Raw genomic sequence first — 24223 nt, forward strand, 5'->3', positions numbered from 1 at the left:
TTGTACCTTACCGGTAGTTATGCGGCGCCCGAAGCGGCTACCGGCATAGGTTGGGAAGCGGCAGCCATAGCAGCTTTTTCTTCCTCTATAAATGCCTGCTTCACTACTTTGGCAGTTTTGTGATCGCCGGTATGGCTCCAGCCCGGAGGCATCACGATATAGAGCAACTTGTTTTTAAGTCCCGGCGCTTTCACAATATCTTTCCATAAATAATACAATTCCCCGAAGTATACATCAAAGAAATTATTAGGATTCACCTCCCGGCTGATACCGTATTCTATATGCATATCCCTTCTTTCGTCCTGGTAGGTATGAAAAACCTTATCCCAGATATTGAGCAGGTTGCAGAAATTGGTATCCATATACAACGGGTTCTTTGCATGGTGTACCCGGTGATGGGAAGGAGTTAGTATGATCTTGTTCAGGAAGCCCAAGCGGCCATCCTTGATCAGGTTCTCACCCACATGGATAAACGCGCCCCAGGTACCATCTATAAACATGATGAGGAACAATAAAGGAGGATTTACGCCCATCAGGATACAGATGCTGGTACGTATTACATCTGCATACGGCGCTTCCAGGAAGAAGTGTGCATAGGTAACGGAAAGGTTCATTGATTCCGGCGCATGGTGCGTAGAATGCAAACACCAGAAGATCCTCACCTTGTGCCCCAGGTAATGATAAATGAAATGCGAGAACTCCCAGACTATGTATCCATAAATAAACCAATACCATTTCATATTGGTAGAAAGCAACGCATATTTTTCCAGTACGCCTATACAAAATGCAACCGCCGCAATAGAAAGGAATCTCGAGATAAAACGGTTGGCCACAAAAATGAAGAACGGCATTTTATAGTCTTCTATCTTAAACCTTTTGTAAAAGATAGCCCGGCCGATCTCAATCAATAACAGCAACGGTATAAGAGGCGAAATTGCGGAGAAGATACCGTTCAGTGTCAACAACACCTTGTAATTACCGGTTTTGCAGATCTCAATGATCTGGGAAATACCCAGGAAGGCAATGAGTTCGTGCCAAATGGTTTGTACAACAACCATAACGCAGAGATTTTTCGTTAGCTAATACTTTGTATGAACAAATATACAATTTGTCCGAACAAAGTACAAATCCTGGCGCCGGTTATTTTTTAACAAAAGCAGCCACTGCTGGTAAAATATTGGGATCCAGCGGGTTAGGATCGCTGCCATGGGGCGCCTGGGAAGGCCTTAACATGTGGGTTACATCTTTTAACAATACCAGTTCAGAAGATGGCAGGCATTCATGCAACATCTCCGCCTGCCTGCCCGGCACCTGCACATCCGCAGTGCCGTTGATGATTAAAACAGGAGTATGCTGCACTTTGGCCAGCAGGTCACAGGGCGTTACTTCCATAGCGCTTCTCCAAATGGCGAAATTGGAATCGTTAAAGAGCCATTGCAATACCTGCGGAACTTCGGGACGCCCGCCAGCCGCCAATTGCCTGAACATAGCCGGTACCGTTTGCAATAAAGAATCAGGGAGCCGCGACTTCAACTGTTCCGTCACTATTTTATCTACCGATTCTGCAGGCGTTGCCAGCAAAACAAGTTTGTCCAGCGGTTCGGCAGAAGCCAGCATAATGCCTATCACTCCCCCTTCGCTATGCCCCAGTACCCCCACTTTAGAGAATCTTTTATTATTGCGGAGATGTTTTATCCAAGCGCCGGCGTCTTGTTTATAGTCGGAGAACGTGATCTGCGAATGCGGCTTGCTAAATGGCTGGCTTTGACCTATCCAGCGTTTATCGTATCGCAGGGTTGCGATACCTTGAGCGGCCAGCGATTCCGCCAGCAAAGCATATGTTTTCCTATCCCAGGCTCTTACAATACTGTTATCGCCATCCCTGTCTATAGGTCCTGAACCGACGAGGATCAACATTACGGGGCAGCTGGCGCCGCCCGGGGGCGCCATCAGTGTTCCATACAAAGTGCCTCCTTCTGTTTTTACAGAATCAGAACTCTCTCCTTCCTTCAGCTTTGGTGCGTTAGGAGTAACCCCATCCACAAAAAAACCGGCTATCTTATTTTCCTTATCGAGCGCCAGGCGGAAAACGATCCTGGCACGATCGAAAGTATTGGTTGCCAGAACAACCTTGTAGCCTTGCACATTGGTTACTTCGTTCTTGTCAAAACTTTTCCATTTACCATACTGCTGCTGCAGCTGCCCCCAGATGGTTTCCAACTGCTGCGCGGAGATATTTTGACGCATCGTGGCGTCCATCATATTTATGGCGCTGGTCCATTGCTGTTTGGAGATATGATCAAAGAAACGGGTAGCCACTGTGTCTTTCTGCCGGGCAAACAATGTAGTGAAGCTGATCACTAACACGAGTAACAAAGATGTTTTTTTCATAGCCGATAGATTCTGAACTTAATATAATTAAAATGAGAGGAAGTTAACGGCTTTAATTGATGGCCGGCTTCCTCTCATTTCAACTTATCAACAATGTACCTAAGGGATCACTTCTATACTGCTGCCTTCGTTCCAGTGCTTGTGTTCAGGCGTATAATACAGGTAGCAGTTGCTGGCTTTCGACCGGTAGGCGCCGGGGATATCCGCTTTCAGATCCAGGTTGACTTTTTTCTTTTCGTTAGGTGCAAAGCCCATCCAATATAGCACCAGGTAGCCGTCAAACAGCTCGTAATAGGCCACCTGTTTTTGTTCCGAAATTTCCTTCAGTTGCCATGGCTGCAGCGACAACCCGGCAGGAATAGCGATCTTCGCAATCGACATGGGCTGAAGTTCATTCTTCAGGTTTTGTACTTCAATGCTTAATCTAACGGTCTCGCCTATCTTAACGCTGCGGTTCGAAAGAGTTGTATTCAGTTTTAATACCGCCGCGTCACTGTTTTCCGGTATGAGGCTGCTGTAAGCCACTTCAAGGCAATAAGGCGTTCCGGGGTCTTTGCCATGATAATCTGCCTTAAACGTATGCTGCCCGCCGGATAAAGCGATAGACTGTTTAGGCGATACAAAACTGCCGTCTATCGAACAGGTGATCTTGCTTTCAGCTGTTGCCCCTTTCAGCTTCATATATTCTATCGTCGCCTGCAGGGCCAGCACCGTAGCCTGCGTACTGCCGTAACCGTAGTAGCTTTTTCCTGCCAGGATACCGGATATCACCATAGCGATCTTACCGATATTGGGTTCTTTCGCCCGGCATAAAGCCAATGCATAAAGCGCCTGGGTTTCCAGCTTCAATGACTGATCCCTGGAATTCACTACCGAGGTTTCTGCCTTTAAAGTTCCTTTTTCTTCATGTGTTTGCAACATATACATCAACCTGTCATAATCTGCTACTTTTTTCATATTACTGGCAGCCAATGCCATCATGGCCAGCTGGTAAGCGTCTTCTGTTTTTACTGCCTGCTTTAAGGCAGCCTGGTATTCGGTTTCTATTTCGGCCCCCATTCCCGCCTGCGACAAGGCGTACACGATATAGATATTTGCAACCGCGTTAGGAACTGATGCAAACTTGTCGTATCCTTTTGCCGACAGGTTAAATCCCCCGTTTCCATCTCGCCTGCTCAGTAAAAATTCTTTTGTTCTTGCCAGCATCTTCTTGTCTACATTCAGGAAGGCGTTCATTTCTGTAAACTCCAGCAGGCCATAAGCCGTAAGGGCCTCATGTGGAGGTGTATGCCCAAACCATTCGAAGCCATTCACCGGAGTTTCGAAACTGAGCAAGCGATGGTATCCTTTTTCAATATATTCCAGCGCCTGCGATTCCACTTCCCTGTTTGCCTTATTTGTTTCTTTCAGGTATTTAAGAATGAGGATATTCGGATAGGTAATAGAAGAAGTTTGTTCAAAACATCCATAAGGTTCGCGGAGCATATCGGCTATGCCGTCGAGCAGCTGTCCTTCCGGCGATGTAAATACTTTCAGCCGGGTACTGATGCTTCCCGGAACCGGATCTTTAATATTGAATTTACGGGTTACAGACCTGTCGCCGGCCATGGTATGAATCACCGGGAATCCTTTTTCGATGGCGCTAACAGGGAGCGCGATGGTTTCTTTATTATCGCCATCCGCTACCGTTACGGCGATCTCGCCCTGCCCCGCGGCTACTACTTCCAGCGGGATCAGTACCTGCCTGCTGCTGTTGGCCGCCACGCTAACAAATGCATCGAACTTACCGGTGTTTAAGATATCGGGAGTCCGTACGCCGATATTCAGCTTCAGGTCTTCTGAGCTGTTATTCTTAAGGGTCAGTGGCGCCATTGGCTTATCGCCTACTGAAAGGTTATATGGAATTTTCAGATCCAACTGCAACTGGTTTTGGGTGGCATAAGTGGTTTCAGCGCTGCCCAATGTTCCATTCCAGCCAACGCCTTCCGTGATTGCCCGGAACGTGGTAGCTGCATCTGAATTGTAGAACTGCACCACTGCCTCTCCCTGTTCGTCTGTTTGCACTACAGGATTCCAGTAGATGTTTTCCCTGAAATCTTCCCGCCGGCTTACTCTGGTAGTGCCGTAGGTGGGCGCATAGAAACGCCGGGCTACTGTATAGTTGGATTCATCCCAGGGCAGGAACATGGTAGCATAGAGGTTCTTTTTTCCAAGATCAAATTTCACCCGTTCCCGCTCATTGGTTTTAGTGGTAATAACAATCACCCCATTGGCTGCCCTGCTACCGTAAATAGCGGTGGCGGTGGCATCTTTCAATACGGTAATAGAGCTGATATTATTGATGTCAATTTCGTTTACCCCATTTAGTGAGGGTACGCCATCTACCAGTATTAACGGCGGCGTATTATTGACGGCTGAAGCGCCTCTTATCCTTATCGCTCCTCCGGGCGTTCCCTGTTGAAGAGGCGATACTTCTAATCCTGCAACCCGCCCCTGAAGCAGGCCAGTCAGTTCTGCAGATACTAAATCTGTCGATCTGATCATAGCCACCGATCCTGTAAGGTTCGCTTTTTTCGTTATGCCGTAACCAACTACGACAACATCCTGGAGGCTTTTGGAATCGCCCGGCGACGGCGCCTCAAACAGCTTATCCAGCTCTGTTGCTTTAGGGACAGGCATCTTGCCCATAGGCAGCGCATATTGATCTTTGTCTACATATTGCGCTTTAGGCCCGTACCCGTTAATGGTCAGCTGTATGCTTACCATTTCCTTCCGTTCCAGCGAGCGGGCGATCATATAGTACCTTTCATTCCAGTTGAGATCCGGGAAATAGAAGGCGCCGTTTGCCCCTGTGACCACTCTCAACGCCTGTTGCCTGTTCGATAATCTTAGCAGCAAGACTTCCGCTTTCACCGGTTTCTTTTCCCGGTTTACAATTGTTCCGCTCAACGTACGGCTTTCGTCAGGGAAGAATTTCAGTTTCCCGTCTTTCAATACCTCTGGTATATAATCGAAATACCTGTAACCGTTGGTAAGCATCACCAGGTCCAATGCCGGCGTGGCTTTAGGTTCATCTTTCCGGAAGTAAAAGGTGGGATAGTCGATCTTTCCTTTTAGTTCCGAACTCATTAACAACCAGGAAAGGATATTATCCTGTTTGTCGTCCATATAAGTCCAAAGCTTGTCATCCACTACAGATAAAGAGAGATTCGCTGGAACAGGCGTACCGTTTTGATCTGTTGTTTTCAGTTTCAAAACAACTTTTTCCCTTGGCAGGTATACCTGTTTGTCCGGCGTTACACTGACTTTCAGCAGCTTACCGGGATTCAGGAACAGCAACCGTTCGGCCACAGGCAGACCATTGCTGGTTTCGAGCGTGAACTGGGCAATACCTGCGGGGAAGTTGGCCGGGTCTACAACTATTGTTTGCTCTCCCTTTGCTACGGAGATATCTTTTCTATAGTATTCCTTTCCTTTAATAGTTCCTACCAGCTTAAGCTGCATGGCATCGGTTGCCCGAAGCGTGACGGCAGGTTGCCCTACGCCTGTTTTCCAGTGCATGACCACACCATGGTCCGAGAATCCAGGGAAGGCATATACCTGGCTGATATTGAGAGGCCGGGTGATCCTCACTGTATACTGTTCGCCATGTTGGGGAGTAAACTCAAATGATCCCATACCTCCATAGAAGCTGTTAAAAACAGCTACTGCCTGACCGTTCTTATTGATCACTGCCCCGCTTACGTCTGCCGGCTTCCCGAATTCATTCACTGCTTTAAATGCAATATTCGCGGGCAGGCCGGCCACCAGGGTACCGCCTTCGGGCATCAATTGCAGGTCGATCTTCCCCAATACAATTGGAATACTCCTGGAGATGGATTCAGTAAAACCATCTTCCGTCAGCGTTACAGCCAGTAAGCCATCATTGCTGGCCAGGTCTGTCGGCAACGGGAACCGTATTTCAGCCTTGCCATCTTTACCTGTTTTCCCCTGTTGCTTCAACAGCGCCTTGCCGGCAATGGTAGCAGTAAAGGAGAAAGAATGATCAGCCAGCGGTTTATCAGCCAGGTTGCGGACGGTAAGTGTAGCTGCAACTGCATCTCCGGGGCCGTAGCCTTTGCGTGGAAATTCCAGTTTCATCAGGATACGGGGCGCTACTACTTTCTGTACTGTAATTTCTTTTGTAAAGAAACCGGTATCGCTTTCGTTCCTCATCAATGAAGTGTAGGCTCTCAGCTTGTAGATACCGCCTGCATCATTAACGCCTATCTCGTACGACCCTTCAGCATAACCATCTTCTATCTTATATGTCTGTTTTTTTACCACATTACCAGCCGGGTTCAGTATCTCTACATAAGCTACTTTGCTGACCATAGAAGGCTTTTGCGTTTGTGCGTTCACGAGATAGATCTTATAAAAGACAGGTTCTCCCGGTTGAAAGATCACATGGTTTGTATGGAGGTATACTTTTTCCTTCATCAGGTTGTAATCTGTTACCTGGGCATAAGAGACAGGCAACAGGAATAAAAGCATACAACAGCAGGTAATTATATTGCGGATCATTTTTTCAGAATTGAATTGAGACATTACACCCGATGGTTTTCACCGCGGGCAGGTTAAAATAGTCGAGTCCCTGGCTGCCTGGAAGGTCAAACAGCTGCTGTTCGGGGTCCACTCCCTTGTAAGGCGTCCATAGCAGGAGGTTGCGCAGGTATACACCGGTTTCCAGCCGGCTGATACCTTTCCTGAAAGTGAAATAGTAGCTCAGTTTTATATCCCGGATCTTCAGCCAGTCGGCCTTCTGTATATAGGCTTCTCCCACGCCTGAGGGGCCGTACCTGGTCCATCGGTTTTCGTATACCGGCTGTTTGGGATCATAAAAATCGACCGGCTTTGTATTCTTGCTGTTATCAGTTTTCACGCCGTCGAATACATAGCCTTTCACCGTTCTCTGGTCGCCGCTGTTGGCTGATACGCCGTAATAATCCAGGATTGCCTGTGCGCCGTTCCATTTTTCTCCGCCTTTCTTCCATTCCAGCGAGGTATTGAGCGTCCAACGTTTGTAGATCAGTGAATTGACGTATTTAACGATGAAATCAGGATTCGGATCGCCGATCACCTGTAGCGACTTTTGCGGGAACGGGTAACCATCCTCTGCGATCATCAGCTCTCCGCCGGCGCCCCGCGTCCAGGCGCTTCCCACTATCACATTCATAGGCATGCCTTCTATCCAGGCAGTATGCAGATCGCTGAACCCATAGAGAGCAAGCTGGTTATAGCCTGTTTCTGCCCTGGTAACTTTTGTTTTATAGGCAGAGAACATTAATTCATGGGTCATGGAAAAAACGGCGGGATACATCTGGTTTCCATACCGTACGGCCAGGTCTATCCCCCTGGTACGGTGATCGCCGATATTTACCAGGCTTAACTGGTTTCCCTGCGCCAGCGGCGCTACATCGTCCGTCACTTTTTTATTATACAGGTAGGCGGTGAACCCCAGCTTAAAGCTGTTCAGGGCCAGGCTGATCTTTGAATCGCGATGCCGGGTTGCCTTCAGTCCATCAAAGCTGTTCACCTCCGTAACAGGAAAATAAGCAGTTGCGCGGTCTACACTCAGCGTAGTAAGGTTTGCATACCCGTAGCTTTGGTTAATCCCGCGTTCCACAGCCGCTTCCGAATAACTCAGGCCCAGTTCAAGGTCCCATCCGGGGGCCAGTTGCTGAAGAGTGGCCTCTAAGGATCCCTGTGGCAGGAAAAAGAAATGCTGACCGGTAGTATTGCTCAGGTAAGTTTTGTTTCCAACATCCAGGACCAGTTTCAAATTGTTCGCGTTAAACTTTGTATTGTATGCGATCCTCGACTCGGTGGCCGTTCTCTGGTAGCGGTAGTCCAGGAGGCCGTTATGGATGCCTGCCCAAACGGTAGATAGTCCCATGTTTGCGTTCAGAGAGCTGGAAAACCTGGAAGCTCCGTAGTTGGTCGTCTGTTCCAGTTCCCCGTTTATCTCATAGCTTTTATCGTTCGTTTCCCTGTCGAGCAGCTTACCATCCGGCCAGTTGGCGGAGTAAGGCTTAAAACCTTCCCTGCTGCGGCTATTATTCACTTCAAAGCTTTGAATCAGTGAGTACCTGGTCTTCCTGTATTCCTGTCTTTTCAGGGTGAAACTCGCCAGGTGGTGGGTATTGTTCAGGTAATTGCCGTTGTCGGCAAGCAGGAAATAGGGATTATCTGCCTGGTTGCTGTAGCTGCGTTGGCGGGAGCCTGCAAGGTAGCCTGCTGCGTTATCGAAGCTGGGCGGCGTGAGTAACGACTGCTGGTATACTTTGTTGAGGAAGCCGTTCCTGTTACTGTTGTCGTATCTATCGGCTGCATGGCTGTATTTGAGCGAGAGCAGCAGCCATTTTATCCGTGCGGCGTAAGACGTCGTTAATCCATAGTTCCGGTTATTATTTTGCCTGATATAGGTCTTTTCCGTTGAATTGGTAAAGCCCAGTTTCAGTTCATGCGCCATGGTATTGTAGTTCATAATACGGGCCTGCAGGTTGAACTGTTGTTCAAATGCCACCGCGGTTCTGAAAACGCTGTTCGTATAAGGGTGCGCCATAACGCCGTTTCCCTGTCCGGCCGGTACCAGGTCTCCTTTGCTGTCGTAGGCATTGGGTACGCCATTATATTCAAGGCCAGACAACGCGGGTCCGTAGCTGAACACCTCGTTCGATGCGGGACCAAACCATTTGAGGCCATCGGCCGATGATCGGCCCTGGGCATACGTTTTTTGCAGAGCCGGTTGCCTGCCGGCCTGCCTGATGGAAAGCGAGGCGTTATAGCTGCCGCTTAAACGAAGCTGGCGGGGGTACTTAACGTCTACGTCTATACTATTCCCGTGGTATCTTATACGCCTGATGGGTTGATCAATGCCTGCAAATATTCTGAGCCGGAAGGTATCTACAGCAGTACGAAGGCCGGGGGTTACGGTTGTATCGCCAGCGATCAAACGCCGGTAGGCGGCTGATTTTACCGGTTCAACGGGTTTTTGTTCCTGGCCTGCAACAGAAAAAGGTAATAATAGAAATGCCAATAGATATTTCAAGGTATGCTATTTAGAGTTTAGCAATATAGTATTTCTGTTTATGGATATGCCAGGCATGCTATCCCGATAAAAATAATCTTTCCATGATACCAGATTTCAGTTGACCCTGCAACAGGGCTTTTCAACAGCATGATGTCACGAATTCCGGGATTCCATAAATGAAAAAAAATATTTTTTTAAAAGCGTTTTATTGAAACAATACAGTATCCTTGCAGCACCTAAAACCTACATTATGAAAAAAAGGAAGTTGTTTCTTTTGGCTGTAGCAACCCTGACCTTTGCCTGTAAGAAAGAATCAAAACCCAGCGACGACAAAGTAATCGGATCCTGGTCGGCCTATGTGCAAATAAAAATGAATGAAGATTGGCCAGTGGTAAATTTAGATAGCGTACAACAACACGGCAATGTGAATTATGTATTTAACCGGGATTTTTCCGGCAGTATTACAAAAGTGGATGTTGTTTTTACCACTCCTCCCGTTCCCCGGCCTATTGATATTTCCAAATGGTTCCCGGCAGCTGCGGGTACTATCGTTTATAACCCTTCCGTAGAACTAAATCATAAATTGAAAACGGAACGGATTTTCTGGCAGTTTAATTCCCAGGAGAAGCAACTATTGATCTTAGACAGCCTGCATACATTGACGGAGATATGGCCGTTGGATGAGATCAACGACCGTTATATCACCAGTGTTCCTGTACTTACCCCTCTTATCCTTCCTTTTCCTTCAACGGACCAGGAAATTAAGCGCGATATGCGTATCATGCTTATCAGGAAGTAAAGACATTTTAGTTTTTAACCCGGCCGGCCAGTCAGCCAGCCGGGTTTTCTTTTTTATCTAAGATGGCCGGAAGCTGAGATTTAATAAATTAGTCACTGCAGATTTATTGCAGGTTGAAAAAAGATACTTAACTTAAACAGTATTATTTCATATTAAAACCTCAGTAAAGCTATGAAACTCAAGCACCTGACCACTTCCATTCTGGCCATCGGGCTATTATTCATGATCTCATGTAAGAGCAAACCCAAAGATTCCGACATCCAGGCAAGTGTGACCACTGCTATTTCGTCTGTTCCCGGTGTGACTGCGGACGTTAAAGACGGTGTTGTAACGCTTTCAGGAACGGTGAATTCAGAAGAAGAAAAGACCGCTGCTGAAAACGCCGCCAAAACTGTTAAGGATGTAAAAAGCGTGTCGAACAATATCTCTGTTGCCCCGCCTCCACCGCCTCCTGCAGCGCCGGTAGCCATCACTGCTGATGATTCTTTAAAAACTGCGGTAAATGACGTTATTAAAGATTTCCCCGGAGTGAAAGTGGATGTAAAAGATGGAGTACTGACTGTAACCGGCGAAGAAAAAGCAGCGCGCTGGAAAACCCTGAAAATGGCATTAGACGCATTACATCCTAAAAAAGTGGATGCATCAGGTTTAAAAGTTAAATAAATAAAGACCCCTTAAAAAATCGAGATTATGGCATTACAGGAAAAATATAAAGAGTTAATTGATGCAGCCAAAGCATCAGGAACTACCAACCTGCAGGTTGCAGAACAGGATGGAGTATTGCATATTAACGGCATCGCTCCAAGCGGGGAAGTAAAAGATCAGCTATGGAATATCTATGGCAAGATCGACCCCAACTTCCTGACCGGCGATGTAGTAATGGATATACAAGTGGCTACCGCAGTTGAGGGTGCAAAGTTGAAAGTCGTTACTGAATCATCTAATCTGAATATCCGTAAAGGACCGGGTACCGACCAGCCTATTGTTGGCAAAGCGGCACATGGAGAAATAGTTACCCTCATCAGTAAAATGAATGAGCAATGGTGGCTGATCCGCACAGATGGCGGGGCTGAAGGCTATTCTTACGCCCAGTACCTGAAACCGGTTTGATCATACATTAACCATAAAGAAAAAACGGATATAGGCCAATACCTATATCCGTTTTTCTTTTTCAATTCTGCTCGCCGGAATACTTCAATCCTACCGGCATCATCAACGATCCCCTGCTGTAAATGTCTACATACAAGGTGATCGTGTCTTTTGATGATCTGTTTAAATAAATGCACTTACCCAGGATCGCCCCACGTTCCAATAAAATCGGCGAACCGGACTTATGCTCCATAACAACAGGTCCCCTGCGATGATCGCTAGGCTTGGACGATTTGTTCAGCGGCCCGAATTGCTGGTTATAACTTGCCGGAATTTCTGTTGGATGCTGCATCACAGGAAGCATGCTCACTTCATACCTTTCTTTTCTCACATCGTCAGGGTTCATTGAGTTGTAACAATAGTTTTTATCTGATGATCCAGATCGTTCTTTAATGTCATTTTGAGCATACGTACAATGCATTCCAGCAGCCAGCAACACAACAAGGCAGCCTACTTTGCATCTAAAGTTGAGTTTCATATACGAGGTTTAGTCGTTAAAAAATAGTAACCAAATAAACAAATCTAAAAGTCATAAAGCTGGCAGGAAAGGGGTCAAAAATTTCTTTTTCGTAAAATTGAAGTTAGAATTATTCCCCAATAAAACCATCAATCCTCAATAAACTTTTTATGGATCTCTGCGAACTGTTTGTCCTCTGTTTTTATACAACTAAATAAAAATCACTGCAAAATAACCGCATGCCTGATGTTAAATCTCAATAATAATAAGCGGATTCGGACAAATCCAAAACTTGTTAATAGTAGGAGTACTAACTTAAATTTTCCTGAATGAACGTTGCAATTCAATAAACTTCTCTTTAGGCATCATACCATTAATGGCAATCTCTCCTTCATCTGTGATCCGGATCTCCACTTTATTTTCAATAGTATGCAGGTTATTCTCCAGATGCCGGTATCTCTCTGTCTGGAAGAAAATACGCTGGTTGCCGGAGCCCACCCAGGGGCGGTCAAAGCTGGTTAAATCCTTTACATAAGGCCCGTCAATAAAGATATCGCATAAGTCAATGATGGCTGCTTTATACGGGCAACCGCTGGCTAAAATAGCTTCCCTTGTATAACCGCTAAACAGCATCAACGAAAGTCCTGATGCCTTCACCTGCTCCAGGAATGGCAACAATGCAGGCGCCTGGTCCATCGGCTCTCCTCCTAACACCGTAAGCCCCTCAATGCCCGGGGTTTCCCGGAGTATCTGCAATAATGCTGATGTATCGGCCACTTTACCTTTCTTCCTGTCCCAGGTGTGAGGCACCATACAGTCGTCACACCTGATAGAGCAACCCTGCACCCAGAGGCAGGCCCTGAGCCCCGGCCCTTCTACCGCTGTTACCGGGATGAATTCATTTATATATAATTCCATTTATTTAAAATTCTATGATCCTTCCTTCACTGTTTTCTTCCCTCCTTCTTTACCCCGGCGAACGGGCTTTAAAACATTTACATGCCTTTTTTATTTTCGGTTTAATATTCGACCACTCTTCCCCCTCCTCTTTTTGGCGCTTCAAAATCCAGGTCCTTCCTTATCCTGTCTACCTGTTCAGCAGTAAGATCTATACGTTTCTGCAGATCGGCGATACCGGTGAAATACCCGCCGGTATTGCGTTCAGCAATAATATTTTTGGCAAGGATCCGGTTAACTCCCCGAAGCTGCATCAACTCATCTTCTCCTGCTGTATTAACGTTTATCTTTCCAGCGGCTCCCCTATCCTCTTGTTCTGCTTCCCGGCGGGGCGGCAGATTATCCTGTGTTTCGTTCACTTCCACCTGTTGGGGTAAGGGCCCTGAAGTGGCGGTACTAATAGCTTCAAAGGCCCGGTAAAGCGGGTCATTATCCTTCACCCTATTATTACCGGAAATGCTGCTGGAAGAATTAATGAACAGATCCCATCCCTGCCGGATACTGCCTACCCAGCCGGTAAAAAAAGTGATTACCACCAGACAAACGCTGAGTACATATAACACGCTTTTCCTGTTATACAAATAGTCTTTCAGGAAATCCCGCGCCTGCTGACCCAGCGCACCGTCCAGGGCAGAGCGGTCGAATGATAAGTTATACCTGCCTTTGCCCTTTAATGCAGCTGCTTTACTGGCATAATCCTGTTGTACGGCTACACTGAATTTATGAAACGCTGCTTCGGGGCTTCCTGAAAGTTGGCCATTGCGGGCATTTTGAAATATATCTTCAAGCCTGGCATCCTTACGGATTAACTGGTCGGCAGTATTGGTCAACACCTGTTTCAAAATGGTTTCCATTTCCAGGGTATCAATCAACACATCACTTTTTACTGTTACTTCGAGCAGGTTAGCCTGGAATGTTTGCATGAAAGTCTGATCAGCAGCCTTCTCCTTATTCTCGTAATGATTGAAAGCTACAATAGATCCAAAGTTGATAACGGCAGTTACCAGGTAGAAAACTGCTATTCTTCTTCTCTTCTTATTAAAAGCAAAAAATGAGGCAGCCAGTGTATTGATAAAGGGCAGCATCCCCACAAAAAAGCCTATCAATAAGCCTCCTAACCGTTGAATGAACATACTATAGCTTATTTGACAGGTTGGTGCTGTCGTCGTTCTTATTTTCCTGTTCGTAGAATTCTGATGTCAGGGTTTCGTCGGTGATCATCCCGTCTACCAGTTGTTCTATCAGTTTTTCATAGTCTTTGCAGGACGGTCCTTTTACCCCGTTGATTTCCGCGGTTACATTGCCCTCCTTATCTATTGAGATAACCAGTTTGCGTTGTGAAGCCATTACCCGTTCAAATTAAAGGTTAACACGATAGCCTGGTTCTTCTGCACAGTTTCCTGTTCCAGCGCCAGTCCTTTTTCTTCTGCCTTTGCTTTAACAGCATTGTAGATGTAATCCTGCAACATCCCGCGGTATTCCGATTCAATTTCCTTGGCCATTTCATCTACAGCCTTGCTCCAGTTAAAGCTGGAGTACCGGATGTCGTAGCATCCATCTTTACTCATTTCAAACTCTAACCGGTAGCTGTCTACCTTTACTTCAAAATCCTCATTGGTACTGTTAATCTCTATATTGTACAGCTTTTGCAGGGTTTTGACCACCAGCTCCCTGCTGGTCATTTTTGTTGAAACAGTAAATACTTTCTTCTGCGGACGGGGAGGTCTGGGCTTGGGCCTTGCAATCTTGATACGTGGCGTTACGCGATATCTTACACTCATAGAATATAGTTTAGAATTCAATACTTCTTCCACCCCGTGAAGCCTCTTCATCCGGCTTCTTAGGGTCGTTATTTACGGCCTGCCCATTGGAGGCCTTATGATTAATGGACGTGGCTGATACGGCCCTTACATTCGCCCATTCCCTGATCGCGCGGATCTTTTCTGACTGCGTCACTACCAGCGGAACAGTGTTTTCAATAGCCGTGATAAAATCGTCTATCGTGATAGCGCGGTTTTCGGAAAAGGCTTCAAACAGGCCGCTGATCACTACCTGTTCTATTTCCGCGCCGGTGAAGCCTTCTGTTCTTTCGACCAGTGGATCAATAAAACTATCGTCCAGTTTCAGGTTGCCGATAACGTCGGGATGGGTCAGTCTTTTTTTCAGGTGAATATCGATAATGATCTTTCTTTCCGCGCGGGTTGGGAGATCCACGAAGAATATCTCATCAAAACGTCCTTTACGCATCAGTTCAGGCGGCAGGAAATCGATGTTATTGGCGGTAGCTACCACGAATACGAACTTCTCTTTCTCCTGCATCCAGGTGAGGAAAGTTCCGAACAGGCGGGTTGCCGTTCCACTATCCCCCGACGAACCAACACCGGAAAATGCTTTCTCTATTTCATCTATCCACAGTACGCAGGGGGCCATTGATTCGGCCGTCTGGATCACGGTGCGCATATTGCGTTCGCTGCTGCCCACAAGACCGCTGAAAACAGCGCCCATGTCGAGCCTCAGGAGCGGCACATTCCATGAAGTGCTCACGGTTTTAGCTGTCAAACTTTTACCGCAACCGGGCAAACCGGTGATCAATACGCCGCGGGGCGCAGGTATGTTATATTTACGGGCCTGTTCAGACCAGCTTTGAGCGCGTTTTTCCAGCCATTTCTTCAGGTTTTCGAGCCCGCCTATATCTTCCATCTTCAGCTTCGGCATGCTGAATTCCAGCAAGCCGTTGCGGTGAATGATCTGTTTCTTTTCTTCGGCTATGGTGCTGACATCAGTGGCATTCAACACGCCGTCGTTCACCATCGACAGCGCGAAAGCATTCTCCGCTTCGTTGAGGGTTAGCCCGCAGGCCGCCTCACATAAACGGGCAATAGTATTGTTGGAATCGATATCGAAACGCAGGCGTTGATTCTGGCGGTTCTGTTCCACCAGCTTTACCAGCACTTGCTGTATCTCTTCTGCTGTTGGCAAAGCGAATTCCTTGATCAGGATCTCTTTTTGTAAAGCGTCCGGTATAAATTTATCATGACCTGTAATGATCACCGTCTTTAACCAATCGCCTTCCTTGATGCGCCAAACCAGGTCTTTCAGTTTGCGGATAACATTCTGTTCGCAGTTCGGCAAAGCCAATTGAGCGTACAGGTCTTTCAGGATAAGGATGCCGTCCTCCTCCAGTTCATCTGCAAACTCCAGGGCTCTCATGGGAGTTTTAATATCTCCTTTCTCCACCCTGTTATTCTTGGAGAAGCCGTCCACTACTGTCCATTCCCATACGGGCCTGGGTTTCGAGAACAGGGAAGTATCTTGTATCATTGCTTTTACAGTATCAACAAACCGCTTTTCTTCCCAGGTTACAACATAGATGATAGGGAAACGCGCTTTAATCAAGGCCGCAAGTTCTTTAGTAAAATCAGTAGCAGGCATAATCGGTTTTATTATTCACTCCGGGCATTCTGGCGACAGGTATTTATTTCACCTTAAAAGCTCACAGGAAATCAGGGTAAATATATATTAATTTTTCTGCAATTTAAATGAAAGGGTATTGTCTCCCGGTGTTAACTTAATTGCAAGAAAAGTTTTCCCGATATGCTAACATGCAACCTGGATCATCAACGGCCCCGGGCCTCTTTATAAACCGTCTTTCTTTTCATTCCTTATAACAACCGTAGGCTGTCTCAAATCCGGATAGATCGCATTCCAGCGACGTACGGTCCCAGTTCCCGGTATTTGCCGCTGCTTCATAGGTAGATTGCATAAAATCCAGCAAGGTTTGTTCAGGGTTTGCGGATCGCTGAACTACTTCATAAGGCAGGAGGAATTCGCCCAGATCCTTGCTCCATTGAGCTTCGGAGGGCTGTACGGGTTGCCGGCTGAAATCTTCAGGACCGGGATAAGCATAAGCATAGAAAACCGGATGGGGGAATTGATCGCTGCCTGGCCAGAAGCCGCAGGAGCTCACTTCTTTTGAATAGGCTTCCTGCATCACTCTTGCCGGCATATTCGGAGCCTGCCCGGGATGTACAGGTGCATTTCTGCCCGAAAAACGGGTAACCGCCAGGTCAAACGCTCCCCAGAAGAAATGAACAGGGCTTACCTTCCCCGTGAAATGCGCCCTGAAACGGGTGAATACATTATGGATCTTTACGATCGCCTCCCAGAAATTGCGCATCCGGGCTGCGTCGTACGACTGATGGATCGTGTCTTTGTCGAACGGTATTGCATTCTCAATTTCGCTGGGTACCGGGTGAATAGCTACATCAATATCCAATGCTTTCAATTGCCTGAAAACCTCCTTATAGAAATCGGCCACCGTCATTGGTTTTAACTGAACCTGCGCTTTATTCCCGGCGCTTGTCTGGATATTGAGTTCATGGTGAATAAAATCGAATTCTATCCTGAATAATCCATCCTGGTAGGGCATACTGTCTGTACTTAATCCCCAGGGCGTTACATACAGCGTTACATGCCAGGAATGATTCAACCAGGGCATTTTTCTTAACCTGATCTTGCCAACGATCTGGGTCCACAGATGTACGGTAGCCAGTGTATCTTTCCAGTTATCATATTGTAATTCCGGCCAGGGTCCTTGTTTCGGCATACTTATCTTCATAGCAGTAACATTTGCATAGATTAACAAAAAAGAAGAAGAATAGGTTGCCAGGGTTTTGTAAATTCGTCGGAACTCTTTGTTGCCTGTCATGAAATTTATTTCCCATACCCTTTTGCTGATCATAATAGCGGGGTTGCTGTTTGCATGTAACTCAAATCGCGGATCCCAATTCAATATCTGGAAAGAAGATAATACTGGCCCCCAACTGTTTGTAATATGGGAAAACAATAAAGCAGGATTTATAGATAAGGATGGAAAAATAGTTATTGCTCCTCGCTTTTACGCCGCGAATGATTTTTCTGAAGGTTTGGCGAACGTAAGAGAGCATGGTTATTATGGGTATATCAACAGCGACGGTAAATATGAAATTCCGCCGGTCTTTGAATTTGCGGAGCCGTTTCACAATGGTATGGCGGTAGCGTACAAGGGCGACAAAGGCTATTATATTCAGCGTGATGGCAAGGTAGCATTTAAAAGGCCATTCACAGACCCTCAACCTTTTGACCAGTATGGTTGTGCGATCATAGGCAGTGCAAAGCGCCTGCAAGGGATGATAGATCTTTCCGGCCGCCTGGTATTGGATACCTTGTATGAACGCATCTACCCAAATAATAACAGGTTTATTGTTGAAACCGGAAGGCTGACAGGGCTGGCTGATCCTACGGGAAGGTTTATCGTGCCATTGGGCCGCTACGCCGCCATCTCGGCGTTGGACGACAATTACTATGAAGTAATGACTGAAGATGGCAAATCGTCGGTGATCGATGCAAACGGGAAACAGCACTTTGGCGCGGGCCGTTACCAGGATGAGAAGACCCTGCCACCCGTGCTGGAGTCTTATGATCCCAATGGTTTTACAGGAGGTATATTAAGAGGAACAATTAAAGGTAAACTGGCCCTGGTTGATACTACCGGGAGAATTATCTGGCGGGACAGCTCCCTGCCCCGGTGTACTCCTGTCAATATAGATTACCAGGGCGGGTCTTACATGTATGTTCAGCCTAAGGACGGCAGAAGGGATATTCCAGGTGATACGTCCAGGCCCATCGTACAACCCAATGTACCCCGCCAGCAGCTTAGTATAGTCATTGACGTGAGTAAAAAGGATACATTCCTGCAAGTGTACCAGGGTTATAATGTATATGTATTTAATACTACGGGGGAGCCTGTGAAGTTCTCATTGCAGGATTACTGTCTTTATTGCACCATGCAGGCCCTGAATTCCGCCAACGAGTGGAAGGATATAGAAAATATTCCTTCCAGCTCGTGTGGTAATAGCTACGGTAGTACTTTCCTTCCACCAAATGAATATTGGCTGCTCAAATGCCCTGTATATGAAGGGAGTATCAAAACAAAGCTGAGGCTTGCGCTAAAGGTCAATTATGCTGCGCCGCCGGTGTATAGCAATGCGATTGAAGGAAGTGTAAACCCTGCGCAATTCTGGCGTAAAAAGTTTTATTTTTCAGGAAATATTATGGACCCGTATGAAGAAAGGTAAGCAGGCTTCATAACAATGGCGCTATGTTTGGCATGCAAACTATTGGCAAATCTTTGCCAGGAGCCGGTTCAGCGTTTCAGCTTCTTCCTCGTCCAATACAGCATATACTTCGTCGACCTTCTCCAGGTTTTCGGCAATTTCATATAGCAATGCCGTGCCTGTAGGGGTAAGACTAACATCTATCAGCCGTTTGTCGCTGGCGTTTATTTTTTTCTCCACGAGGTTCTTTATTACCAGTCGGTCTACCAACCTGGATACGCCGGCGCTTTTTTCCACCATTTTGTTAAGGATCTCAGATGTAGAAAGGGGTCTTTCTGCTTCAGCAATAATTTTCAAAACATTGTACTGCTGGGAAGTCAGGCCATAGGCTTCGAAGAAGCGTTGCCAATGCTCGGTTACCCAGTTAAATGTTTTTACCAGATTGAGTGCAAGTTGCCTGCGTAGTGGTAATTCTTCGATTTGTAGCTTGTTCATAAATGCTAAAATTCCCCTGCTGGCATTAGTTTGGGTTAATTGACCAGCCAGTCAGGATGCCTCTTTTGGTATATAGACGCCTTAAAAGCGAACCTCCCCCCATTGGAGTTAGGTATAAAATTCTGTTATCGGCCCTGGAAGTGAGCGGGAAAGCACAGCTTAAAGCAGATTCAAACCGGCCATTGGCACGGTGATACAGGCATTCCGGTTTTTGTATGCAGGTTATGATATTCTTTCATCTATTGCTAAAAATTTCCGGGAAAAGGCAATCGATGTCTGGTAGTTGATTGAGTTAATTTCACTATTTACCCGCGGGAACTTTTTCCGCTTGCAACCTGCGGGTAAGCCTTTTTGTGAGCCAGGCTCTCACAGGCTCGTCGTAAAACTTCAGCGCGATATATCCCAACAGGCAGGAGGCGATAAAGATGCCGGCAGCGACAGTATACATGCTTGTTTTATCCGGCTTGGCAACATTCAGGTAATTCCCGAAGATCCACACCAGCCAGATATGTGTCATATACAAGGGGTAAGATAATCTTCCTATAAAAACGCAGCAGGCCTTTATCCATCCATGCACCATGGCCCCTGCACCCAGCGCCAGCAGCAATGGGAACACGAATAACACGATAAACATCTCCGTTATCCAATCGTTGTTCCGGTGTGGGAATATAAAAACGCCCAGCAACAACGCGGCAATCAAGAGGAAATTTATCCTGTGCCGGATGATCAGCCCAAACCGGTATACCACCAGGCCAGCAAGAAAAGAACAGCTTACCCTGGCAAAACCATCATAGAATGTTGGAGCGTCCCAACCTGTAATGATCCATCCCCTGTATTGCGCTACCCATGAAAGCCAGATGGCAGATACGATGAAAAAGCCGGTCAGCCAGCGTTTAGGAAGCTTCAGCAGCACCAGCACATAGAAGATGTTAATGATATACTCCTGGAATAAAGACCAGGCGGGAGTATTGAGCGGGAACAGCCCACCGCCGCGGCCGGGCAGTATAGGTGAAGGCAGCATCAACAATGAACAGAGAAAAGCCGCCGTTGTTTTTATCCAACCGGCTTCAGTGACAGCGTTGGAAAAGGGATCGTAAATAAAGCCCAGCAATCCTATCACGCTCCCCCAGATCACCATGGGGTGCAGCCTGATCAAACGGTTCAGGAAGAACTGCCTGGCCCCTAGCTTTATTGCCCGTTCGTCGTATGCATAGCCGATCACGAAGCCGGAAAGGCAAAAGAAGAAGTCTACCGCCAGGTAACCGTGGCCGATAGGGCTTAACGTATAATCGGGAGTAATAAACTCGTATAAATGAAATACGACAATTGAGAGTGCCGCAAGTCCTCTTAAGCCATCCAGGGCTTCAAAATGAGGCCGCGACTGTAACAGATGCTGATCCATAACGCAGATTTTCGACGCTGATCCGATTAAAATAATCAACGAAGCGCAAGAAATGAAACAAGGGTTACAATAGCAGTACTATATGTGAAAATGATATCAGTTCTCAGGCAACGGGCGTCGCCTCTTTCCGGCCGGCCGGCTGGAAAGAGTGTATGGCGGTTCCCAATTTGTTCAAACTATATCGCCGGGTAAATTGAGCCGCCAGGGTTATAAAAGAAAAATCCCTATGTTTGCCGGTAAGATGGAAGACTTATTTCAATCGTTGGTCGCTTTGCCATTTCCATTGTTGTTCCTGGTTATAATTGCAGAAAACCTCGTTGTTTTCTTAATACCTGTAGCATTGGGTTATCGAATCAGGCGCGCTTATGGCATGGAGCCGCACCGGGTTAGCCGGCAGGAATGGCAACTGGCGCTGTTGACAGTGCTGATCAATTCTCTCATCACCTATGCAGGCGCCTGGGCATGGAAACATCAACTGATCCATATTACTTTCGGATGGAGCTGGCGCTCTTTTGCAGATGTGCTGATCCTGTTACTGGCGATGGATCTTTTAATGTATATCTTCCATTACGCCATACATCATACAGTATTATACAGGTATATACACGGCATGCACCACGAGGCGGTAGATCCCACGCCTATCGACCTGTTTATACTGCACCCTATAGAAACCATTGGTTTTGGTATGCTATGGCTGGTACTGCTGGTTGCAGGAGATTTCAATATCTGGGGAATTATTGTTTACCTGGCCCTGAATATCGTTTCCGGGATAGTGGGACACCTGGGTTTTGAACCATTGAGAGTGGATACTTCAACAGGCAGGATCGCAGCCAAATGGTTGGGCACCTCCGCTTTTCATCACCGGCATCATCAAGACATAACGGCCAATTTCGGGTTCTATACCAGTATCTGGGACCGGGTATTCGGAACCTATAAAGAAGGGTTGTAAGTAACCCCGGTAGCGTTTTAGCCGGGTACCTTCCATACCAAACACCACGAATTGTTTTTTGTACGCCGGGCCTTCGGTTTATTTTGAATACCTGTAAAGGAAAGAATCAACGTCTACGAACCCGCATTCCGACTCCGTATTATAGTTGAAGATGCCTACCCTATCGCCGCGGTAACTTCCCCAGGCAAGTTGGTTGGATTCACCGAATGGCAGGAATGATTTACCATCAAGGCTATAAGAATATGTGTTCATTCCTTTCAAATCCCAGGTGGATCGCAGCCATATAACCTTGCCCGTTATCTTTGTTCCAGGCGTATCATTGTTATTATTGGTATAAGTCAGATACCTGGAATTATTTACCTGCTTTATTCCTATGCAACTGGTAGCGGAGGTTGAAAAATGGGTCAGGCCTGCATACTGGCCGTTACACATTCCCGTTATCTCTATTTTAACAGTTACTTCATTGGAAGAAGTACGCCAGCTTCGCTGGGTGATGGTATTACCTGCTTTCATGAGAATATTTCCACTGGTTGGCTTAAGGGGTAGGAAAGCATACAATCTCAAAAATCCCTTACGCGCGGTCAGCGACCATTTGTCGGCTCTTGGCTGGTAGTTCCATTCCCATTGTGGGAGAAGCTTCGATGAATTAAAATTATCATCTGCCTGTATCTCTTTCTTTATGCCTGGTATGTTAATCGGTTTACGTCCGGCCCAAACCATTGAGCCGATGCTGTCTTTACCCACTTCCCCGATAACAGGCCAGCCATCCAGCCATGTGACAGGCAGCAGGCTGGCAGCGCGGCCTTCCCAGTCGCCGGACCCGTGATGCGTAAAGAAATACCAGTTTCCATCCGGCAACTGCATCAAGCCTCCCTGGTTGGGTTCTTTATCCAACGCTTTGTTAACGTGGTTCAACTGCCTTATTTCCCAGGGCCCGGGAAGTTTTTTGGAACGTTTCATCATGAGTACCCGTCCTTCCTCTTTCACTTCGCTGAACAGATGGTAGTAGTACCCGTTGATCTTATACAACTTGTTTGCCTCGCTGCCGGGCGACTGATGAACAATACTGTCTGATTCCATCAGCAGCTCTTTTCCATCGTCCGACATCCTGAAAAGATGGATATTATATTTCTTATTATTCCTGGGGTCTTTTTCGAAATTGGTAGCAATAAAATATAACTGCCCGTCTTCATCACAGAAAGAGCAGCAGTCGTCCCAGCCGGAGATCTTCCATACCTGGTGAAGCGGCGACCAGGGCCCGGCAGGATTGGTTGCGCTGCTCATGAAAAAACCGTCGTTCGGGGTACCGAAATATACCCAGAATTTGTTTTTGTAATAACGTATGGAGCCCGCCCAAACCCCTCTTCCATAACTGTTCATTTTATCCCAGTTGAGGTTAGGGCTGATTTTAGTAAGGTCGTTAACTACATGACTTATGACTTGCCAGTTGACAAGATCTTTTGAATGCAGCACCGCCATGCCTGGCGAGTATTGCATGGTAGAAGAAATGGCATAGAAGTCGTTGCCGACGCGGATAGCGTCGAGATCGCTGAAATCGGCTGGTATTACCGGGTTCGTATATGTTCCATTCCCCTGGTCGCCCCATTTCCCGGTATGTTGGCCGAAGAGGTTAAAGGACAGGAATGCAAGAGATAAAAGAGAGATGAATTTTTTAGTATTGATCATGCTTATCATCGTTAGTCGACAGGCTGGCTGTTTCCTGTCACAAGTGCGCCGGCCAGAAATTATTCATAACGTTGAAATACTAATTGTTTTTTCTGCCGGGTAAGTGAATGCAATCTTAAAAAAAATACTTGTCATTTTTACAATTATTTTTTTTAAGACCAGTTTGATGAATGCATAATCGAAATATCTTTTTTCAGGCCAAGTTGTTTTATTAACAGAAAAATTTATGAGTAAGCCTTCCATTCTTGCGTCGCTAAGCTCCAGCTTATCCCATTTATCGGTAGATTTACGATGCATCAAGGGGGTTATAATTATCGTGATATCGACTTCCAACCTATATTTTGGCGCGGATTATCTTACCGGGGGTTATCCTGTCATAGGCGAAAGGTATATTAAAAGGGGGGATACAGAAAGCGGAATTCGTTGCAGGACTAATCTAACGACACAGAAATTTGACAGCAAAAAATGCGCGGCCACTGCCACCGTATAAATAATTGCGCAGGTTCGGTTTCATTACGATTAGTCCGAGCGATCCCAAGGCTCAAGCAGCGTTAACTGAGATCGACCTGCGTAAATATGTAAGCAAACCCCAGGTTTATCTCTCCTACTTATAGATCGAATTCAATACATGCGAGGATGGAATAGCTCGCGACGATGTATCAACCAAAGAAAGCTTATCTAAGTTGCTCAACAATTCATGCAAGTCATGAAAAATGATAAGTAACTCATTTTTTGAAAACTATTTATTTATGACATCCGTATGTTTTTATA

General features: G+C 46.5%; 19 protein-coding genes. 5 read left to right on the forward strand and 14 right to left on the reverse strand.

The window, feature by feature from the left end:
* Nucleotides 1-17: 17 nt before the first annotated feature.
* From BLV62_RS13080 to BLV62_RS13095, 4 genes are all read right to left on the reverse strand, one after another.
* On the reverse strand, nucleotides 18-1058 hold the full coding sequence (locus tag BLV62_RS13080) for a sterol desaturase family protein (RefSeq protein ID WP_089762293.1): 1041 nt from the start codon (nucleotides 1056-1058) through the stop codon (nucleotides 18-20).
* An 82-nt stretch (nucleotides 1059-1140) separates the two neighbouring features.
* The gene (locus BLV62_RS13085) at nucleotides 1141-2391 is read right to left on the reverse strand and encodes an alpha/beta fold hydrolase (RefSeq protein WP_089762295.1); all 1251 of its coding nucleotides are present in this window, start codon (nucleotides 2389-2391) and stop codon (nucleotides 1141-1143) included.
* A gap of 99 nt (nucleotides 2392-2490) precedes the next feature.
* Nucleotides 2491-6954, reverse strand: coding sequence for a TonB-dependent receptor plug domain-containing protein (locus BLV62_RS13090; RefSeq protein ID WP_168927754.1), 4464 nt, complete (start codon nucleotides 6952-6954; stop codon nucleotides 2491-2493).
* Between the two features lie 4 nt (nucleotides 6955-6958).
* Nucleotides 6959-9481 carry a TonB-dependent receptor gene (locus BLV62_RS13095; RefSeq protein WP_139170145.1) on the reverse strand — a complete coding sequence of 841 codons (2523 nt, stop codon included), beginning with the start codon at nucleotides 9479-9481 and terminating at the stop codon, nucleotides 6959-6961.
* 232 nt (nucleotides 9482-9713) lie between these two features.
* On the opposite strand from BLV62_RS13095, the gene BLV62_RS13100 reads away from it, so the two are divergent.
* From BLV62_RS13100 to BLV62_RS13110, 3 genes are all read left to right on the forward strand, one after another.
* The gene (locus BLV62_RS13100; protein WP_139170147.1) at nucleotides 9714-10262 is read left to right on the forward strand and encodes a hypothetical protein; all 549 of its coding nucleotides are present in this window, start codon (nucleotides 9714-9716) and stop codon (nucleotides 10260-10262) included.
* Between the two features lie 171 nt (nucleotides 10263-10433).
* Nucleotides 10434-10925, forward strand: a complete 492-nt coding sequence (locus tag BLV62_RS13105; protein WP_089762301.1) for a BON domain-containing protein — start codon at nucleotides 10434-10436, stop codon at nucleotides 10923-10925.
* 27 nt (nucleotides 10926-10952) lie between these two features.
* On the forward strand, nucleotides 10953-11372 hold the full coding sequence (locus BLV62_RS13110; protein WP_089762303.1) for an SH3 domain-containing protein: 420 nt from the start codon (nucleotides 10953-10955) through the stop codon (nucleotides 11370-11372).
* 61 nt (nucleotides 11373-11433) lie between these two features.
* On the opposite strand, the gene BLV62_RS13115 is transcribed toward BLV62_RS13110, so the two are convergent.
* From BLV62_RS13115 to BLV62_RS13145, 7 genes are all read right to left on the reverse strand, one after another.
* The gene (locus BLV62_RS13115) at nucleotides 11434-11757 is read right to left on the reverse strand and encodes a hypothetical protein (protein WP_089762305.1); all 324 of its coding nucleotides are present in this window, start codon (nucleotides 11755-11757) and stop codon (nucleotides 11434-11436) included.
* Nucleotides 11758-12183: 426 nt separating this feature from the next.
* Nucleotides 12184-12786: a 4Fe-4S single cluster domain-containing protein gene (locus tag BLV62_RS13120; protein ID WP_089762306.1), complete on the reverse strand. Its 603-nt coding sequence runs from the start codon at nucleotides 12784-12786 to the stop codon at nucleotides 12184-12186.
* Nucleotides 12787-12887: 101 nt separating this feature from the next.
* Complete coding sequence (locus BLV62_RS13125; RefSeq protein ID WP_089762308.1) at nucleotides 12888-13958, reverse strand: ComEA family DNA-binding protein; 1071 nt, start codon at nucleotides 13956-13958, stop codon at nucleotides 12888-12890.
* A 1-nt stretch (nucleotide 13959) separates the two neighbouring features.
* Nucleotides 13960-14172 carry a DUF2997 domain-containing protein gene (locus BLV62_RS13130; protein ID WP_089762310.1) on the reverse strand — a complete coding sequence of 71 codons (213 nt, stop codon included), beginning with the start codon at nucleotides 14170-14172 and terminating at the stop codon, nucleotides 13960-13962.
* Nucleotides 14172-14606: a hypothetical protein gene (locus tag BLV62_RS13135; RefSeq protein WP_139170149.1), complete on the reverse strand. Its 435-nt coding sequence runs from the start codon at nucleotides 14604-14606 to the stop codon at nucleotides 14172-14174. The genes BLV62_RS13130 and BLV62_RS13135 overlap by 1 nt, the downstream gene beginning before the upstream one ends.
* Before the next feature lie 10 nt (nucleotides 14607-14616).
* Nucleotides 14617-16257: an AAA family ATPase gene (locus BLV62_RS13140; protein WP_089762313.1), complete on the reverse strand. Its 1641-nt coding sequence runs from the start codon at nucleotides 16255-16257 to the stop codon at nucleotides 14617-14619.
* Nucleotides 16258-16480: 223 nt separating this feature from the next.
* Nucleotides 16481-17443, reverse strand: a complete 963-nt coding sequence (locus BLV62_RS13145) for a DUF5996 family protein (RefSeq protein WP_089762344.1) — start codon at nucleotides 17441-17443, stop codon at nucleotides 16481-16483.
* An 88-nt stretch (nucleotides 17444-17531) separates the two neighbouring features.
* Here BLV62_RS13145 and BLV62_RS13150 point away from each other — a divergent pair, with 88 nt between their 5' ends.
* Nucleotides 17532-18941, forward strand: a complete 1410-nt coding sequence (locus BLV62_RS13150) for a WG repeat-containing protein (RefSeq protein WP_089762315.1) — start codon at nucleotides 17532-17534, stop codon at nucleotides 18939-18941.
* A gap of 39 nt (nucleotides 18942-18980) precedes the next feature.
* Here the strand turns inward: BLV62_RS13150 and BLV62_RS13155 are convergent, their stop codons facing one another.
* Nucleotides 18981-19415 carry a MarR family winged helix-turn-helix transcriptional regulator gene (locus BLV62_RS13155; RefSeq protein ID WP_089762317.1) on the reverse strand — a complete coding sequence of 145 codons (435 nt, stop codon included), beginning with the start codon at nucleotides 19413-19415 and terminating at the stop codon, nucleotides 18981-18983.
* 301 nt (nucleotides 19416-19716) lie between these two features.
* Nucleotides 19717-20817, reverse strand: a complete 1101-nt coding sequence (locus BLV62_RS13160; protein WP_089762319.1) for an acyltransferase family protein — start codon at nucleotides 20815-20817, stop codon at nucleotides 19717-19719.
* Nucleotides 20818-21058: 241 nt separating this feature from the next.
* Here BLV62_RS13160 and BLV62_RS13165 point away from each other — a divergent pair, with 241 nt between their 5' ends.
* On the forward strand, nucleotides 21059-21766 hold the full coding sequence (locus BLV62_RS13165; RefSeq protein WP_089762345.1) for a sterol desaturase family protein: 708 nt from the start codon (nucleotides 21059-21061) through the stop codon (nucleotides 21764-21766).
* 78 nt (nucleotides 21767-21844) lie between these two features.
* Here the strand turns inward: BLV62_RS13165 and BLV62_RS13170 are convergent, their stop codons facing one another.
* Nucleotides 21845-23452, reverse strand: a complete 1608-nt coding sequence (locus BLV62_RS13170; RefSeq protein WP_089762347.1) for a glycoside hydrolase family 43 protein — start codon at nucleotides 23450-23452, stop codon at nucleotides 21845-21847.
* Between the last annotated feature and the right edge of the window lie 771 nt (nucleotides 23453-24223).

This window comes from Chitinophaga terrae (ex Kim and Jung 2007) (assembly GCF_900107795.1).
Classification (GTDB): Bacteria; Bacteroidota; Bacteroidia; order Chitinophagales; family Chitinophagaceae; genus Chitinophaga; species Chitinophaga terrae.